Source organism: Sporomusa rhizae, assembly GCF_041428845.1.
Classification (GTDB): Bacteria; Bacillota; Negativicutes; order Sporomusales; family Sporomusaceae; genus Sporomusa; species Sporomusa rhizae.
In genome coordinates, this window is sequence record NZ_CP156925.1 from 4,085,002 (window position 1) to 4,102,704 (window position 17,703).

Sequence of the window (17,703 nt, forward strand, 5' to 3'; positions counted from 1 at the left end):
CATCTCCTATTTCAATATAAGATAAGCCAGTTCCGAATTACTTGGCTAGCATTTATATATTGCAAATTCTATGCCATCTACCAAACTACTAACGGTTCATATTACAGCAGCTTTCTATGCTGCAGTTATATTTTGGGCTTTTATTGCAAACAACCCAGCTATTTAGGCTGTCAATAAAAGCACAAAAAGAAAAATCGCCATATTAGACTCGCAATGACAGCTAGGAATTACCCTTCATTGTGCAAACAATACGACATGACAATTTCTGACGATGGTCTGTGTCTACTTTTGGAATTGCTAAATAAATTAACAAATTTATATTATGTGTTCAATTATTTAGCAATCCAGAACGGAAGTTTACGCTTAGAAATAAGTCACCGACAAGTCTGGTTTTGTCAATTACCTCAATTCATACATCTCAAAAAGTATTTTTCAGTAACAAAATATAGTTTCTTACATCCTTTAAAATATCGGGGGAACAAAAACAGAGGGGATAGGAGTGTTTGCTCCTATCCCCTCTTATCTGTTTTAAATATAGTAAGTCCGAGGCGGATTTTGAAATTATTTTGATTATATCTAATTCTCTGCTTATCATCTTGCATTATTTACGCCAATCGAGTATTGACATAGATGGAATTACCTATTATAATTTGGGCTTGACGGAGGGTATACTCGCGTATGCTGGATAAGTTGTCAACGTAAGTTGATCGCTTATCCTTTTTTTTTCGTCGATTCTATAGCTAAATAGTTAAAACCATCGGATTGGAGTTGAAAGTGAAATGATCAGGAATGACCATCAAAGCCACAGTGTGTTATTAAAGCCTCAGCAATATTTAGGAACCAAGGGGATGATCTTTTTTATTTCTTTAATGGGAATGTTCATTCCGTTGTCTATTGATATGTATTTGCCTGCCATGCCTTCTATGGCTCAATACTTTCATACAACGGCAGCCATGATCAATCTAACCTTAATCGCGTTTTTTATCTTCTTTGCTGTAGGAATCATTGTGTTTGGTCCGCTCAGTGATAAATACGGACGAAAATCAATCCTTGTCATGGGATTGATTTTGTATATTTCAGGCAGTATTGCTTGCGCCCTCGCCTTAACCGTTAATCAGTTAATTTTATTCCGTATTATGCAAGGACTTGGCGCAGGAAATATTACGGCCGTTGCCACCGCTCTGGTTAAAGATTGCTTTGCCGGGAAGATAAAAAGCAAAGTTCTTGCCGCCGTTCAAGTTATGGGGGTTCTTGCGCCTATGATGGCCCCCCTTGCGGGAGCGGCAATTTTGCAGGTTGGAGATTGGCGCGATACTTTTTGGGCGCTTGCACTTACCGGCATTATAAGCTTATTCATTGCATTGCTGTTTCAGGAAACCTTACCTGTTGAAGAACGATACCATGGAAGTTTGTCAGGTTCGCTGCAACGTCTGCTCGTGGTGGGAAAAAACGCAGGCTTCAGCGGGTTTCTCTTTATTGTCGCCGTCTTGTCCGCACCTTATATGGCATATATTGCAACGTCTTCCTATATCTACGAGAATATTTTTGCTTTGGATGAACAGTCATATAGTTACTTTTTTGCAGCTAATTCGGCCTTTGCGATTTTAGGACCAATTATTTATATTCGTTCCATCGGACATTTCACGCCTCGTTTTTTTTCATGGTGCTGTTTTGGAATCGCCCTCGTTAGTGGCTTGAGTCTATTTCTTTTGGGGAATCACTCACCATGGTTCTTTTTAATAACCTTTTTACCCTTTACATTGGTAGAGGGAGCTATCCGGCCATTCAGTACTGATATTTTATTAGATCAGCAAAAAGAAGATGTTGGCTCAGCGTCTTCTTTAATCAATGCGGTTCATACGATTCTTGGAAGTATTGGCATGGCTATAGGGACTCTGGGCTGGAATAATCTGATAGATGGACTTGGCATTATTATTATTTCATCAGTGTCTCTGTCTATCATCATGTGGATATTTTTAATGCGGAGCAGGGTGAGAGTAATTGGATTAAAGTGAAACAGTTGTTTTATTGTTTGCTCTATGTATCTTTTAATTATATACTTTAAAGCAGTTACTTAAATTACATAAAGTTAAAATCAGAGAGGACTTAATGGACGAACAATATTATGAAAAACTACTGAATATAAAAACCTCAGGGGAACAAAAAATAGCCCATGAATCACATCACTATAACAGATATGAGCCAACCTCCTATTCTGTATTAGAAATATTATCTAAGCAATATCATTTCACAACAGACGATACTATAGTTGATTTTGGCTGTGGCAAAGGAAGGTTTAACCTTTATATAAATCACTTTTTTGATTCCACTGTTACAGGCATAGAAATGAATCCCTTCTTCTATAAACAAGCCATTGATAATAAAAGAGATTATCTAAAGAAACATAAAAAGAAATTAAATAAAATAAATTTCTTACATTGCTTTGCGGAAAAATATAATATAAATCCGTCAGATAATAAATTCTACTTCTTCAACCCTTTTTCAATACAAATATTCACAAAAGTTATAGGTAATATTTTGCTTTCTGTAGAAAGCTATGAAAGAACAGTAGATATAATATTGTATTACCCATCCTATGATTATATATACTTTCTAGAAAACAATACCCCCTTTACCCTCTTGAATGAAATAAAAATACCTTATTTATATGATACTGATCCTCGTAATCGATTTTCCGTGTATAGAGTAGACTCCACAAAACAGTAACGATAAATTTTAGTCAATTGATAAAAGGCGACTATAACGTGACATGGCTACGATATTAAATTGACAACTTTTTTGAAACATAAAAAACCTGCGAGCTTTCGCAGGTTTTACTATTTTTAATTTGGTGAAATGATTCGTGACCTTACAAATCTAATATATCCGCTACATATACTCCGCAGGGTTCGGGCAGTTACAAATTTAGCCGTACTCCGATATATTCCACCTTTTTATTGGACTGATTTATTGCAAAGCGTAATATACTTGAAGGATTGCCCTCGTAGAAATACTCATACATATCATATTTTCCGTATGTTGTTATATTTGCTGGTCCATATTCCGAAATTACCTGATCAACTTTAGAACCAACCTGCTATTTTAGCTTTGTATTTTTTACTGCAGGGACACGGAACCTGTCCCCTATCCCTGTCCTAAACAGGGAATGAGTCAGAGAACCGTCACCTGAGTCAGAGAACCGTCACCTGACTCAAAACAGGCTTATCTAACTTTTAATATTCTTCATTCTTCGAATGTCTTTCATACACTCAGGTAGCTCTTTGATATTTAATTCGAGCATAGGTGCTAAAAATTTGTATTGGTCGAATGCAGCCTGATTTAGTTCATAATATGTAAATTGTGTTTTCCGAAAAGAGGTTAGCAACTCATCCCTTTGTAGCCTTTGAAGATGGCGCGAAACGCTCGGCTGTGACAATCCAAGAGATTCTTCAACATCGCCAACACACATTGGTGCGTCTTTATAGAAAATTAAACTGAGAATTCTAAGTCGGGTTATGTCAGAAATACACTTCAATATGTTCAATATCATACCAATAAACTCCTTACCAGTCATATTAAAAATGATATGCCTATATAAGCTATCATCAACTTCTCTATCAAATCTCCCTATTGTTTCACCTATTTTATCTAGCTAAATATATAGACACTTGAAAGTATCATTGCGGTAAAAATAATGATATTCGAATTAATTGGTTCGCTTAAAGAAACTGTTGGCCCCCAAAAAACGCAGACACTTAAATAAGCCAAGTACTACTTATCTTTTAGCATCGTGACCGTAAGTAGCTACGCATATTATCAATCACTTTTTGCGAAAGTCTCTTTCGGGCGTTGCGTGTAAAACCGGAAACACGTTCATTCATAATGACATTTGCTAAAGTTCTGTACTCATTTCGGAATTCCGTTGTTATTGAATCTGTATCTAATATTGCAAAATTGCCTTCCTGTCCAATCCACTCATCAAATGCCATCCTTTCAAAGGAAAATCCAAGACCAGTATTAATAAGTACTTTGCCTGCACCAATCTCTTTAAACCCCTGTTCATCAATAAGAACTGTATTTCGAGGCAAGTGTAGCGATATTACGTCGCATTGTGACAACAATTCACTGAGCGGTAAATATTTGTATGGAATTTCTTCCTTTATAGTTCGACTGTAATAATTAACTTCCATGTTGAAGAAAGCCGCTGCATCCGCTACCTTACGTCCCACTGACCCCATGCCAACAACACCAAATTTAATGCCGCCAAGTTCAACTGCCTCAGACCTGAAACTTCTATTACCCAATCCTAAGAATAATCGGATTAATTCGCTGAATATAAACTCAACAACACCCTGATCTCCGTAATCTCGCACTCCTTTTACAACAATATTTTTTCTACCAGCTGTTATTATATCTACATTTGACGAAGCCTCATCGTACAGGCTGCAACACATGCCGATATATCTTAGCTCAGGTAGAACTTCAATAATATCACTTGACAAGTTTGTATTCCATGAAACGAGTATTGCATCGGCTTTATCTGCTCGAAGCAATATTTCATTTTTGGATTTAGGTATATCATGGTATATGATTAACTCTTCAGTTAAAGCTTTGAGCTCTTGAAGCACAAATTCATCAATTCCAGTATTATCAATCAGCACAGTTCTTTTAAACATTATAGACCTCCTTGGCAAAATTTCATATCCATCTGTATGTATATGTCTTCTTAAGCATATGTTCTTATCAACATATTATACCTATAATTTGTTCAGGTCAAGCATCATACTATTTTAGATATTCATTCAAGGGGCCGTAAGTGGAAGCAAAAAGAACATCCCTTTGCTTCTATTAAAATAGCAAAAAACCCGCGAAATTCGCGGGTTTTAACTGTTTCCAAATTTTCGCATAGGCGATCCATAGCAGGACCTTGAAAAAACCTCTATCGCGTAAAATGCCAAAGCGCTCATCAATCAATTTAGGCTTTAGATCATACAACTTCGTTACTCCATTGTCAAACGTAATATGCAGAACATAATCGTTGCAAGCCTGGGCCTGCCTAACATGTGACACTCTAAACATCTTCTGAACACTCCTTTAGCCATTTAAAAATCCGTCAACTTATTTCATTTTCTGCATATTTACGTAAGATTGTAAGCAAATCCCTAGCTTGTGTCAGAAGATCTTCAGACATTTGTTCGTTCATTTCCAAAAAAGCTTCGTAATCGGCCTTTTGTCTCCATTCAAACAACCGATTGTACACCATACCTGCCTCTACAGGCAATGCGCCCGTTTTTACAAAGTCTCTATGTAAACTGGCCCTAACGGCGGAATGCTTTCCATAGCTTAACTGACGTAATGCAAGAAGTGCACTCATAGCGTAAAAAGAAGCGTAGTACAACCTACTGACACAGGCGGACCACTGCCGGTGATTGAACAGTAGTGTTGCACTTTCTTCCGCCTCGAGCGACTTATTCAGCCAATACTGTGCTAATTCCTTTACATTACCTTCCGAGGTCATACGGCAATTCCTTCTCTGGCAATTGCCTGATGAAGTGGCAATAACGACCAGACAGGAGACTCCCATTTTTCCTTTGGAATAACCACTACACTAATGTTGGTATCATACTCCAGGTTAACAAAGAACGCTATATCAAATATAGAAGTTTCCTCTGAATAGGAAACTGGTTCCTCTGTAAGAATCAGTACGTCCAGATCGGATTCTTCTGTTGCCTCACCACGAGCTACCGAACCAAACACAACAACCTTTTCGACTGCCGTTTTCTCTTGTACACGTTTCTTTAGTTCAGCCAGTGCAAAATGCTCATTATCCTTAGCTTTCAGTAAATCCATAGCCATTCCATACACCTCCCGCTCAAACGTAACGGATTCGTTAATACGCTTCATCTATATCTATTATAACAAAATTGACAACTTTATCATACATTTTAGGAAACCATTCAAAGGTGTTCGGGGAGATCGTCCCTCTTTTTTTAATCAAATCGATTTTCTAGCAATTCTACTAAGTACCCTAAGCCCGTGGCAAACAGCCTATATAGTTTCGTATTTAATTGCCGGGACAAGGTTCCTGTCCCCATATATCCCTCCTTATACTTTAAATTCGCCAACTAACTTACCCATAGTCTCAGCCAAATGCGACAACTGTTGCGCCGTCGCTGTAAATTCCTCGATAGACGCAGTCTGCTCTTCAATCGCAGCCGCCGAATCTTCGGACTGCGCGGCGATCTGCTTTGACACACCTGCTATCCCCTGTGAGGAAGAAGCGATACCGGCAAAGTTCGCCGAGGCCTGTTCATTGAGAAGCGCAATCTCTTCGACCGCCTTCTTACTGTTCTCTGCCCCGGACATGATCTCACGCAGCGCTATAGCAAGATCGGTTACTGCGGTCTCGATATGTGTCAGTTCTCCTCCCAACAGGGTATTTGCGTCATGAACTGACTCCACTTGCTGCTGCATCTGCAGTATTTTGGCTGTTACACTGTCGGCAGCCTCATTGGTCTGTTCCGCCAGCTTACGTACTTCCTCGGCCACCACTGCAAATCCGCGCCCCGCCTCTCCGGCCCTGGCCGCCTCGATTGCCGCGTTAAGGGCCAGCAGGTTGGTCTGCCCCGAGATCGCTTTGATCAAATCGATGATTTGGCTGATATCACTAGAATGCTCAGACAATAAGCTGACATTTTCCGTGACCTCCGTGACTGTTCGTTTTAGTTGCTCGGTGCAATCGGTCACAATTCCAGCGCTCGTTCCGCCATTGTTAGCCTGCCTTTGCGACTCTTCCGACAGACTAGACGCCTCCTTGGCGTGCTCGACCATTTTTTTCATGCCGGCGGCCACATTTTCCGTGTTGGTCGCCAGTCTATTCATATCTTCATTCTGCTTGTTCGCCCCTGCGGCCACTTCCTGTACTGTATTCGCCACATGTTCGACGGCTCTGCTGCTTTCATCGCTGGCCTTCGCCAGCATCTCCGCCAAATGGGCGACCTGTTCCGCAGTTTCCTGAGAAACCCGGATAATTTTTTGCACATTGCCAATAAACAGATTGAAGTATTTCGTGACCTCACCGATTTCATCCTGACGCGTGTCGTCCAAGCGTACGGTGAGGTCTCCTTCCCCAGTAGCCACCTGCGCAAAAGACGCGGACAGCTGATGTATCGGCTGAATGACCTTTCTGACGATGACAAACAGCGCGAAAAGCGCCACTCCCAGTCCTAGCAGAGATACTGCCGCCTGTGCTTGTTTTGATAGGGTTATTTTATTTTGCGAGCTTTGATCCAGCAAATTGACCAATTTATTGACTTCCCCGACGTAATTGGGTGCCATCGAGTTGATTTGATCGACCTTCGCCGACATATCCGCCCCGTTTTGGACAGACAAGATCACCGCCTTGTACTTTTCCCAGTGGACTTTCACAGCGTCATACTGTAGTTTGCTTTGGCCATCGCTGATCGGAACCAGTTTGAGTGACTCGTCTCCCTTTTCAAAACCGGCTACGATTTTGTCATACATCGTTATTTCCTGGTCGATTTCCTTACCGATAGCCACCTTGCTAGCGGCAGGCGCTGCCGCGTACTGGTTGGCCAGCAAAGCCAGTTTATAAGCCCGGAATCGCAGATTTCCTGACAGGTTAATCGCTGGAGCATCTCCCTGTAAAATTCCGAAGGTATAGAAATTGATCCCGAGCAGACCAATGATAAACACGAAAAGCACAAGGACAACGGTTAAAAGCTTTGCTTTGATCGACATCGTGCATCCTCCTAATAATCATTTTTATTTACTAACTGTTATATTTACCTTCAATAAGATAAAATCCTGCATTTATCTAGCTGAATTTGCAAAATACGACAATTTTTTTCTCTTTTTTTTCTAAATCATCGGTAATTTTAACGAAAGCTCTGTTTTCCGTTGATGAGAAAGTAAAACGTCGATCTTCTTGCAAAAAATCAAAAATATTTCGAGATTTCCAAATATGTAAAAGAAAGCGAGTTACCCGTATTCTGTCCAAAGCGGATACGGGTAACTCTTAGTCACTGCAAACAATCTCGTGCGGTGGAGGCGAGAAAATCGCCTCCAAAAAACAAAAACCGCTCATCGTCCGTCACAAAGGCAGACAATTCACGGTTCTCAATACTTCCTCTTACAGCTGCTCCATTTGTACTCCTCTGGTATTGCTACCAGCTTTGCTTTTACAGGATTATTATGGATGTACCTTAGCACGCCAATAAATATGCTTCTGTTTCAACGGTCTCGTTTTGAAAACGATTTTGAAAAGATGCCCTACTCGATCATATTTTTGATTATATCACCGTGCATAGCTCGTACCGATACGCTTCATGTAACGGATAACCCTTCCTCTTCTTCATGCAATAGCAAATGAACATGATTTCCCATCAAGCAATATCCATAAATAGCACAACTTTTACTTTCTTTGACCCGTTTCATAGTTTCTAGAAAACGTCGCTAGTTTTCATCGTCAAAAAATATATCCTGGCGGTTTATTCTTCGCATCATAATATGATATATTTCGCTAGCACTCTTTTTTCTCGCACATCTTACCATTTTTTCTCCTGTTTTTGATTTACTATATCATTATCTATAAGGGGAAGCAAAAAGAACGTCCCTTGCTTCAAAAGGTTTTTGAAACCCAAGTTGAATACTATCCCTGAACAACTAATGAAAGCACCTTATCTAGCCGATCATCGAAATAAAATATTTACCACGAAATACAGTCTGTCCAGTTTCTCCGCGGTATAGTCCATTTTTTTGAATAACTTCCTTTGGAATTGCTGACATAAAAAATCTTCCTTTCTAACTTGAATAGATTTATTCCTATTCTTGCCATTAAGGAAGATTTTCATATTTATTTACACAAGTTTTCCGCGACTTCGTATTCTTAGTGATTAAGGACTTTACTTAAAAATTGTTTAGCACGGTCGTTTTTAGGATGAGCAAAAAATTCTTTAGGGTCAGCTTCTTCCAGTATCTTACCGTCATCCATAAATATTACTCTGTTTGCTACTTCCCGTGCAAACCCCATCTCATGGGTGACAACGACCATTGTCATACCATCCTGTGCCAGCCCTTTCATAACTTCCAAAACTTCCGCAATCATCTCGGGGTCAAGTGCAGATGTCGGTTCATCAAACAACATTACTTTAGGATGCATAGCCAAAGCCCTGGCTATCGCTACCCGCTGCTGCTGCCCACCGGACAGTCTTGAAGGGTACGCCGCCGACTTTTCCGGCAGACCTACTTTTTTTAGAAGCTGAGCAGCAATCACCTCGGCCTCTTCTTTCTTTTTGCCTTGCACATGTATAGGCCCCATGCTTATATTATTCAGGACATTTTTGTGATTAAACAGATTAAACTGCTGAAACACCATTCCGGTAAGCTGACGAACCTGATAAAGGCTATCCTTACTTTCATGAACGTTTATGCCGTCTACCGTAACCATACCACTGTTGATCTCTTCTAAACCGTTGATCGTCCTTAAAAGAGTGCTTTTGCCGGAACCGCTGGGCCCGATAATGACTACGACTTCTCCGGCATTAACTGTTAGTGATATATTTTTCAATACTTCCAATGTACCGAAATTCTTTGACACATTATTTATCTTAATCACTTTCTGCCATCCTCTTTTCAAGCTTTCTAACGGCTAAAGACAAGCCAAACGAAAGAACAAAATAAAATACAGCAATAGCCAGCCATACCTCAAATGCCCGAAAGGTCGTAGTAACAATATTCTTAGCCACATAAGTAAGATCAGTAACGGCAATAACTGATACCAACGAAGAATCCTTTATCAAGGTGATAAACTGGCCTGCTAACGGCGGCAAGATGCGTTTGATTGCTTGCGGCAAAATAATCAGATACATTGTCTGCCAGTCAGTCATGCCGATAGACAAGGCTGCTTCACGCTGTCCACGGTGAACAGATTGAATACCAGCCCGGATTATCTCTGTAATATACGCACCGGAAAAAAAGGACAGCGCAATGACCGACGCTAAAATTGGTGCTAAATCGAAAAAAATACCCAGACCGAAATAGATAAATAAAATCTGAATCAAAAGCGGTGTATTTCTTATCCATTCTACATAGATATTACCTATGCTTTGCAGTACTAAGTTTTTGGATATGCGGCATAAAGCACCTACTATCCCCAAAAAAGTACCTAAGAAAATCGATAAGATTGATATTTTTATCGTCATAATTAAGCCGTCCATTATGGAAGGCAGGTATTCAACTAATACACCAAAATCTAAATGATACACGTTAATTCTCCTCTTCCTATGAAGCCGCTATTTCTTAGGCGGTACCATATCCCACCATTTCATATCGACAAACCAATAGCTATACTCTTTTTTATAATCTTCACTGGCTTTATACTTTTTAACAAATTTATTAACTTCAGCCAATAATTGGTCATTTCCTTTGGGAACCGCAATACCAAGCTCTTCCGTTGTAAATGGCTCAAGTACGGCATATGTAGTATCACTGTTCATTTTATTATAGATAGCTACCCAAGGCACTTCATGAATAACAGCCACAGCTTTGCCGTTTAATACTTCTAAACCGGCAAGTGCGGAACCTTCGAATTTTTTGACTTCGGCATTCTTGAACATTTTAGATGCCGTCTGGTCAGCTGTTGTTCCCATCGACACGGCAATCACATTGCCTTTTTTATCAAGATCTTCCCAGGTCTTCACATTAGGATAATTTTTATTAATTAGCATAGCTTGTCCGGAAGTAAAATACGAATCAGAAAAATTTACAACTTCTTTGCGCTTATCGGTGATTGTCATCCCGGCAATAACCAAATCTACTTTTTTAGCCTGTAAGGCCGGTATAAGTCCGCTAAATGCGTAATTTTGAAACTCTACTTCTACACCAAGTTCTTTTCCTAACGCTTTTGCAACCTCAATATCGTAACCAACCAATTCACCATTTTTATCCGCCATTTCAAAAGGATAATAACCAGTAGCCGTCCCAACAACCAATTTTCCTTTTTTCTTAACAGCGTCTGCCGCGGATTCTTTTTTTTCTGTACTGCCACAACCGGCCAGCGACATTGCAAACATGCCGAGAATTGCTACAGCAAGTGCTTTTTTCAACCATTTTTTCATAGTAATGCCTCCTGTCTTTTTGCAAATTATCTTCTTATTATAGAATCAATTGGTTTTTTATACAAGGTATTTATCTATAAAATCGACAGGTAAATACCTGTCAAATTCGTCATGATCATGTATTTACATACTTGCCAAGCGAAAAAAACAAAGCATAAACTTACCACTTTCTACGCATAACCTTACCACACGAAATTATCTTCTGGTTCCCGGCCACCCACAAACAGCAAAAAACCCGCGAATCTTCGCGGGTTTTAACCATTTCCAAATTATGGTGGAGGCGAGGAGAATCGAACTCCTGTCCAGAAGTATTACTGCATAGGCTTCTCCGAGCGCAGTCAGTGTTTTAAATTTCGCGCTCTTGCCGCCCACTAACAGGCTGCTTGAGCACTATCTCGATGAAGTTTCCCAGTCAGCTCTCCGAGAATTGAGCCTCAGGTATCCCACTAAATGACGTCCTATCCTAGGCCGCGGGAGTGCGTAGGTAGAACGTTAGCATTAAGCTGCTAAAGCGTATTCTTCGTTTGCGTTTACTATTTTCCACCGTATTGACGGGCTAATGGAACCCCGGCTCGCTACCTATACCATAACCACCCCTGTCGAAACCAGTACGCCCCCGTATTTAAGGGTACTTAGGTAAGTATAGACTGCTTGGGCAAACTTATATACACTTCATCATTAGCTTATTATAGCATAAAGCTTGACTCGTGAGCAAATAAATCTTTTACCAGTAAATCTTTTCTTTACCAAGCCATTTACAGGAAAACTTTTAGCTTACAACGAATATATTGGCGATAAAGGAGTGATTTTACTTTGAGTCCACAACACATCGGAGCACTATTGGTTGCAGCTTCAGCAGCCGGATTTGCCACTTTGGGTATTTTTCTTAAATTTGCTTATGCCGCCGGGGCTAATACCATTACCATTTTAACCGGACGGTTCCTTTTAGCGGCTATTTGCCTGGTGCTAATCCTCAAATACCGCGGTATATCACTAAAAATTGATAACAAACTTAAGACAAAACTATTCTTACTGGGCGCCATGGGCTATGGTTCCATGTCGATGCTGTATGCCCTGTCGGTTATGCATCTGCCAGCATCATTAGCTGTTATGCTGTTATATACCTACCCGGCTATTGTCAGCGTGTTATCGTTTTTGATGGGTGATGAAAAATACAGCTGGCAAAAGGGCTTGTCACTAGCCATCTGTTTCGCCGGCTTATCCCTGGTACTGGGAATTTCGTTCGATAATGCCGACATAGCGGGCATAACCTTTGGCCTGGCGGCCGCTTTAGTATATTCGATCTATATCGTTATCGGCAACCGCCTGCTGAAAAACACTGATTCGCTTATCACGACCGTCTATGTATGTTCCTCAGCGGCCATCGTTTTTGTCGTATTTGGATTATCCACCAATACATTGATTTTCAACTTACCGGTGCAAGGCTGGCTGTCCATTATTGCGATTGCCCTGTTTGCAACTATTGTGGGCATTATGAGCTTCTTCGCCGGCATGAGCAAAGTTGGCGCTACCAACGCGTCGATTATCAGTACGCTGGAACCTGTTATAACTGCGCTGTTGTCAGTGGCACTGCTTGATGAAACAATAACGCCGCTGCAGATAGGCGGCGGCGCGTTGATTCTGGGCGGTATAATAATTTTGCAGCTTTGGGCTGGCAAAATTGTAACTAAAAAAGAATGCTATCAAGCAATCGAGGAACATCATGGCTGAGCGGGTTATTATTCTTTCTGGCGGTCGCGCAGCGCCCGCTCCATATCCCGTTTGGCATCCCGTTCCGCAAGATCCTGGCGTTTGTCATAGGTATGCTTACCACTGGCCAGTCCCAGTTCGACTTTAACTCTGCCTCTGGTAAAATACAGTTTGAGCGGTACTAAGGTAAAACCTTTTTCTTTGGTTTTACCGATTAATTTGTTTATTTCATACCGGTGCATCAATAGCTTACGGGTACGCAAGGGCTCGTGGTTAAAGCGGTTCCCTTGCTCGTAAGGGCTAATGTGCAGGTTGTGCAGCATGATTTCGGCATTGTCGATGCGCGCATAGGCATCTTTCAGATTAGACTTGCCTGCCCGGAGTGATTTTACTTCAGTACCGGTAAGCGCAATCCCAGCCTCATAGGTTTCGTGAATATGATAATCGTGGCGGGCCTTACGGTTTTCCGCCGCTATTTTTATGCCCCCAGCTTCTTTGCTCACCGTTTCTCACCTCTTAAAATCCACAGATACGCTTATTTAAATTATCTAGATAACCCAGATAAAATCTAGATAATCCATCCCTATTGTATCTGATTTACCATCTTGCGTCAATTACTTAACCCGGAAAACACCGGAAGTGAGAAGGTAATGCACCTGGTTACTTTTTTGACGCTCTGGTTTTCTTAGGTTTAGCGGCAGTGGCAGTCTTCTTTTTGGCGGCAGCAGGTTTGGATTTGCCTGTACCCCGCCTTGTTCCCGCTTTGCCACTCTTTTTCTCTTGCGTCTTTTCACTGCCGACAGCTTTCAGCGCCTTGGCATTATCAGCAAGGATATAATCGATGGTACGCTCCGCCGGGTTTACTTTTGCCACAATAATCCGGATACTGTTGCCCAAGCGGTGGATCTTGCTTGTCCGTTCACCAATTAAGGCATATTGTTCTTCTACATATTGATAGTAGTCATCTTCCAGACTGGAAACGCGCACAAGTCCTTCGATACCATTATCTATTTCCACAAAAAAGCCGAAGGCGGTTACGCTGCTGATAATACCGTCAAATTCCTGACCAACAAATTGCGCCATATACTCTACTTTTTTCAAATCGACGGTAGCGCGTTCGGCTTCCGCCGCAGCACGTTCCCGTTCGGAAGAGTGCAAAGCAATTTCCGGCAGCATGACCGAGAGCTTCTGGCGGCGCTTAGCCGAGACATCTCCTGACGAGAAGGTCTCACGGATTAGTCTATGGACAATCAGGTCCGGATAGCGCCTGATCGGTGATGTAAAGTGGGTATAGTAGGTTGCAGCCAAACCAAAATGGCCAAGGTTTTCGGCATCATAGCGGGCTTGCTTGAGTGATCGCAGCATGACAGTGCTGATAATGCGTTCCTCCGGTCGTCCGGCAATCTTGCTAAGTACCCGCTGTAATGACATTGGCTGAATTTCCTCGGTCTTGGGCAGTCGCTGTCCGAAGTTATTGAGCAGAACATTGAGTCTGTTCATTTTTTCTTCGTCAGGCTCTTCATGCACCCTAAACATCGAAGGCACTCCCAGCATGTGCATGTGCTCGGCCACCGTTTCATTGGCCACAAGCATGAATTCTTCAATAACCGATTCAGCAATACTGCGAATACGTTTCTCAATAGCGATGGGATGACCTTCTTCGTCCAGCTTAACTTTAATTTCCGGGAAATCAAAATCAATGGCCCCCCGGCGTAAACGGCGGTCACGCAGAATCCGGCACAACCGTTCCATATCTTCTAACGGCCCAACCAGTTTGGCATACTTGTCCCGTAAAAGTTCATCATGGTCGGCCAAGATTTGGCGTACGATTGTGTAAGTCAATCTGGTTTTAACCCGGATAATACTCGGGAATATTTCATAGCTCACTACCCGGCCACGCCCGTCAATCTCCATTTGGGCGGACAATGCCAAACGGTCTTCTCCGGCATTTAAGCTGCAGATGCCGTTAGATAAACGCGGCGGCAGCATAGGCAGTACCCTGTCAACAAGATAGACACTGGTACCGCGCAATCTGGCTTCATTATCAAGCGGCGTATTTTCACGTACATAATGGCTGACATCCGCAATGTGTACGCTTAAGAGGTAATGGCCGTTTTTTAGCCGTTCGACATGCACGGCGTCATCAAGGTCTTTGGCATCTTCGCCGTCAATAGTTACCACAAGCTGATCTCGTAAGTCACGCCGTCCCAGCAGTTCGTCTTCACTAATTGTTGTGCTCACCCGTGACGCCGCCCGTTCAACTTCTGGCGGAAACTCGGTAGGCAAATTATGATTTTTAATAATGGAAAGTATCTCAATACCAGGATCGCCCTGACGTCCCAAGACTTCAACAATGCGCCCTTCGGCGCTTTTTTGTTTTTGCGGCCACTCGGTAATTTCAACAACTACTTTTGAGCCGGTTTTAGCGCCGCCTAATTCTTCTTTGGGTATAAAAATATCCCGGCCAATCCGCCTGTTATCAGGCAGAACAAACCCGAAATTCCGGCTGGATTCTAAGGTACCAACCACTTTAGTGATAGCGCGGGTAACAATGCGGATGATCTCGCCTTCTACCGCTCTTCCTGAAATATGTTTGCGGTGCATACGGGCTACTACCCTGTCACCATGCATAGCGCCGCCGATAGCATCAGGCGGAATAAAGACATCTTCCATATCCTGATTTTCAGGCAAAATAAAGCCAAAGCCCTTAGTGGTTGCGGAAAATTTACCGACAACCAGATTCATACGATCGGGAATACCATATTTTCCATACCGGGTTCTTATAATGGCAGCCGTACTTTCGAGCTTGTCCAGTATTTGCCAAAATTCTTCCAATTCTATGCCGCGAATATTCAACCCGTCGGCCAGATCTTCAGCGGTGAGTGGTTTATAGGCTTCTTCTCTCATAAACTCGAGTATTCTTTCGGCCAAGTCCATTACTACTCATCTCCTTTTATAGCGACGATCGCCTTTCCCTCAGCTGTTACAGTTCCGTCCGGCAAAACAACGTTACCGGCTAGTTCATACATTTTTCCCCGTTGGCCGGTAATCCATCCGCTAATAGTTAATTTTTCCCCAATTGGAGTTGGCTGCCGGAAGCGTACCTCCAGTTTAGCCGTTACGGCATTCAACCCTTTGGCATACATATAGCCGGCCATTATTTCATCCAAAAGGGTGCTTACAAGGCCGCCATGCATAATTCCGTTATACCCCTGGTGTTCCGGACCTGGAATAAAATTGGCCACATACATGTCGTCTTCTTCTCTAAAATTAAGTTTTAAGCCGATAGGGTTGTTCAGCCCGCAGGCAAAACACCATTCATTACTGTCACTCATTGATACACCTCAACTATTTCTGGCCAAAAACTGGCCTACTGTTCTAAAAACAAAGTCACGTTCAATATCAAGGGTAACTATATGGCCGGACTTCTTCAGCCACACAAGTTCTTTTTCGTGACTTCCCAGTTTATCATAAATATATTGCGCGCTTTCCGGCTCAACCGTATGTTCCTTTTTGGATTGAAGGACCAGCGCCGGAATGGTTATAGAAGGCAGTAAGCCATCAACATGACTAATCAGTTTTAAAAGGCTGGCTAAACAGTTAAGCGGTGTTACATTATAGCTTATCGAATACTCGTCTGCTTCGTCTGACAAGTGCTTACGTTCTTTGGGGACAAAATTAGTATACATGCGGTACAGAGGTAATAATTTTAGGCGCTTATTAGCTATATAGATAGGCGTGCTAAGCAATACTACACGCTCAACAGGATATTCACTGACCAGTTTAAGCGCCAGCAACCCCCCCATAGACAGGCCTACAACCATAACTCGCTTACAGATCCCTGCCAGCAAATGATAGCCGTCTTCCACACTTTCGTACCAGTGGCTCCATAGTGTTTTCGCCATTTTCTCCGGCGTGACGCCATGTCCAGCCAGTCGCGGCCCCAGTACAGTATAGCCAAGGTTATGCAAATAGTCGCCAAGTAAACGCATTTCTGAAGGAGCTCCGGTAAAACCGTGCACGACAAGTATGCCTGTCTCCCCTCCTGGTAGAAAAAAGGGCTCGGCTCCTGGTATTACGGCCAAAAACAACGCCCCCTCGTAGTAGTATTATTTTCGTTCAGTCACACCGACAAATTCCTTAAACAATTTGAGCATATTAGGATACTTATCAATCATAAGTTCGGGATGCCACTGGACACCAATAGCAAAATCAGCAGTTACATGTTCTAGAGCTTCGATAATTCCGTCATGGGTTCTGGCACTTACCCTAAGTCCTTTGGCAACCCCTTTGACCGCTTGATGATGAAAACTGTTCGTCAATACCTGCGAACCAAGAATAGTCGCTAACTTACTGCCGGCTTCCGTTACAACAGTATGACCGGCATAGTCTCCCGGCGAGTTTTGATCATGCTGCACGGTTGCCTCGTCGGCAGTTAAATGCTGATAAATAGTACCGCCTAACGCTATATTGAGTATTTGACAACCCCGGCAAATACCCAACATCGGTTTGCCGGCCGCCAGTGCCAGTTTTGCCAGCAATATTTCCTGGAAATCCCGTTCAGGGATTACCGATCCCAATTCGCGTACCGGCTCTTCTCCGAATAGCTGCGGCTGAACATCGCCGCCACCTGTCAGCAAAAGACCGTCAAGCACTTGCAGTTGTTGTTCGATGGCTGCCTGTTCAGTAATAATCGGCAGCAGTATAGGTACACCACCCGCCCTAAGGACAGACTGCACATAGGCGTCACTGACAAATTGCCGTTTGGTACCAGCCAGTGTGCCACCTTGTGTTAAAAACTGATTGACCGTAATGCCGATTAGCGGCTTAGCCATCCGCATTCACCTCAGATTTT

17 protein-coding genes, 1 other RNA gene and 1 pseudogene are annotated in these 17,703 nt (G+C 42.3%); 3 read left to right on the plus strand and 16 right to left on the minus strand.

All coding sequences use genetic code 11. The features are described from left to right. The first annotated feature begins 779 nt into the window (after window positions 1–779). Window positions 780–2,015, plus strand: coding sequence for a Bcr/CflA family efflux MFS transporter (locus tag SRRS_RS19315; protein WP_371362821.1), 1,236 nt, complete (start codon window positions 780–782; stop codon window positions 2,013–2,015). Window positions 2,016–2,109: 94 nt separating this feature from the next. After that, complete coding sequence (locus SRRS_RS19320; RefSeq protein WP_371362822.1) at window positions 2,110–2,727, plus strand: hypothetical protein; 618 nt, start codon at window positions 2,110–2,112, stop codon at window positions 2,725–2,727. A 499-nt stretch (window positions 2,728–3,226) separates the two neighbouring features. Here the strand turns inward: SRRS_RS19320 and SRRS_RS19325 are convergent, their stop codons facing one another. The 11 genes and pseudogenes from SRRS_RS19325 to ssrA all read right to left on the minus strand — a co-directional run bounded on the left by SRRS_RS19325 (window position 3,227) and on the right by ssrA (window position 11,756). Then, on the minus strand, window positions 3,227–3,574 hold the full coding sequence (locus tag SRRS_RS19325) for an ArsR/SmtB family transcription factor (protein WP_371362824.1): 348 nt from the start codon (window positions 3,572–3,574) through the stop codon (window positions 3,227–3,229). A 208-nt stretch (window positions 3,575–3,782) separates the two neighbouring features. Next, complete coding sequence (locus SRRS_RS19330) at window positions 3,783–4,676, minus strand: NAD(P)-dependent oxidoreductase (RefSeq protein ID WP_371362825.1); 894 nt, start codon at window positions 4,674–4,676, stop codon at window positions 3,783–3,785. Window positions 4,677–4,848: 172 nt separating this feature from the next. Further along, on the minus strand, window positions 4,849–5,079 hold the full coding sequence (locus tag SRRS_RS19335; protein WP_371362827.1) for a hypothetical protein: 231 nt from the start codon (window positions 5,077–5,079) through the stop codon (window positions 4,849–4,851). Between the two features lie 34 nt (window positions 5,080–5,113). Beyond that, the gene (locus tag SRRS_RS19340; protein WP_371362828.1) at window positions 5,114–5,518 is read right to left on the minus strand and encodes a HEPN domain-containing protein; all 405 of its coding nucleotides are present in this window, start codon (window positions 5,516–5,518) and stop codon (window positions 5,114–5,116) included. Next, window positions 5,515–5,856: a nucleotidyltransferase family protein gene (locus SRRS_RS19345; RefSeq protein ID WP_371362829.1), complete on the minus strand. Its 342-nt coding sequence runs from the start codon at window positions 5,854–5,856 to the stop codon at window positions 5,515–5,517. Before SRRS_RS19345 ends, SRRS_RS19340 begins: the two co-directional genes overlap by 4 nt. A 249-nt stretch (window positions 5,857–6,105) precedes the next feature. Continuing rightward, complete coding sequence (locus SRRS_RS19350) at window positions 6,106–7,761, minus strand: methyl-accepting chemotaxis protein (protein WP_371362831.1); 1,656 nt, start codon at window positions 7,759–7,761, stop codon at window positions 6,106–6,108. 585 nt (window positions 7,762–8,346) lie between these two features. After that, window positions 8,347–8,460: pseudogene (locus SRRS_RS19355) on the minus strand (transposase); the annotation flags it as partial. Window positions 8,461–8,908: 448 nt separating this feature from the next. Next, window positions 8,909–9,637: an amino acid ABC transporter ATP-binding protein gene (locus tag SRRS_RS19360; RefSeq protein ID WP_371362833.1), complete on the minus strand. Its 729-nt coding sequence runs from the start codon at window positions 9,635–9,637 to the stop codon at window positions 8,909–8,911. Further along, the gene (locus SRRS_RS19365) at window positions 9,630–10,286 is read right to left on the minus strand and encodes an amino acid ABC transporter permease (RefSeq protein ID WP_371362835.1); all 657 of its coding nucleotides are present in this window, start codon (window positions 10,284–10,286) and stop codon (window positions 9,630–9,632) included. The genes SRRS_RS19360 and SRRS_RS19365 overlap by 8 nt, the downstream gene beginning before the upstream one ends. A gap of 27 nt (window positions 10,287–10,313) precedes the next feature. Continuing rightward, window positions 10,314–11,138: a transporter substrate-binding domain-containing protein gene (locus SRRS_RS19370; protein WP_371362837.1), complete on the minus strand. Its 825-nt coding sequence runs from the start codon at window positions 11,136–11,138 to the stop codon at window positions 10,314–10,316. 272 nt (window positions 11,139–11,410) lie between these two features. After that, window positions 11,411–11,756, minus strand: a transfer-messenger RNA (tmRNA) gene (gene ssrA / locus SRRS_RS19375). Between the two features lie 195 nt (window positions 11,757–11,951). On the opposite strand from ssrA, the gene SRRS_RS19380 reads away from it, so the two are divergent. Further along, complete coding sequence (locus SRRS_RS19380) at window positions 11,952–12,869, plus strand: DMT family transporter (protein WP_371362838.1); 918 nt, start codon at window positions 11,952–11,954, stop codon at window positions 12,867–12,869. Between the two features lie 8 nt (window positions 12,870–12,877). On the opposite strand, the gene smpB is transcribed toward SRRS_RS19380, so the two are convergent. The 5 genes from smpB to SRRS_RS19405 form a co-directional block, all read right to left on the minus strand. After that, window positions 12,878–13,351 carry an SsrA-binding protein SmpB gene (smpB, locus tag SRRS_RS19385; RefSeq protein WP_371362839.1) on the minus strand — a complete coding sequence of 158 codons (474 nt, stop codon included), beginning with the start codon at window positions 13,349–13,351 and terminating at the stop codon, window positions 12,878–12,880. Window positions 13,352–13,508: 157 nt separating this feature from the next. Continuing rightward, window positions 13,509–15,785 (minus strand): ribonuclease R, encoded by a 2,277-nt coding sequence (rnr, locus tag SRRS_RS19390; RefSeq protein WP_371362840.1) that lies wholly within the window; start codon window positions 15,783–15,785, stop codon window positions 13,509–13,511. A gap of 2 nt (window positions 15,786–15,787) precedes the next feature. After that, window positions 15,788–16,183, minus strand: a complete 396-nt coding sequence (locus tag SRRS_RS19395; protein WP_371362842.1) for a PaaI family thioesterase — start codon at window positions 16,181–16,183, stop codon at window positions 15,788–15,790. A gap of 9 nt (window positions 16,184–16,192) precedes the next feature. Then, window positions 16,193–16,933 (minus strand): alpha/beta hydrolase, encoded by a 741-nt coding sequence (locus SRRS_RS19400; RefSeq protein WP_371362843.1) that lies wholly within the window; start codon window positions 16,931–16,933, stop codon window positions 16,193–16,195. Between the two features lie 24 nt (window positions 16,934–16,957). Further along, window positions 16,958–17,683 (minus strand): gamma-glutamyl-gamma-aminobutyrate hydrolase family protein, encoded by a 726-nt coding sequence (locus tag SRRS_RS19405; protein WP_371362845.1) that lies wholly within the window; start codon window positions 17,681–17,683, stop codon window positions 16,958–16,960. Between the last annotated feature and the right edge of the window lie 20 nt (window positions 17,684–17,703).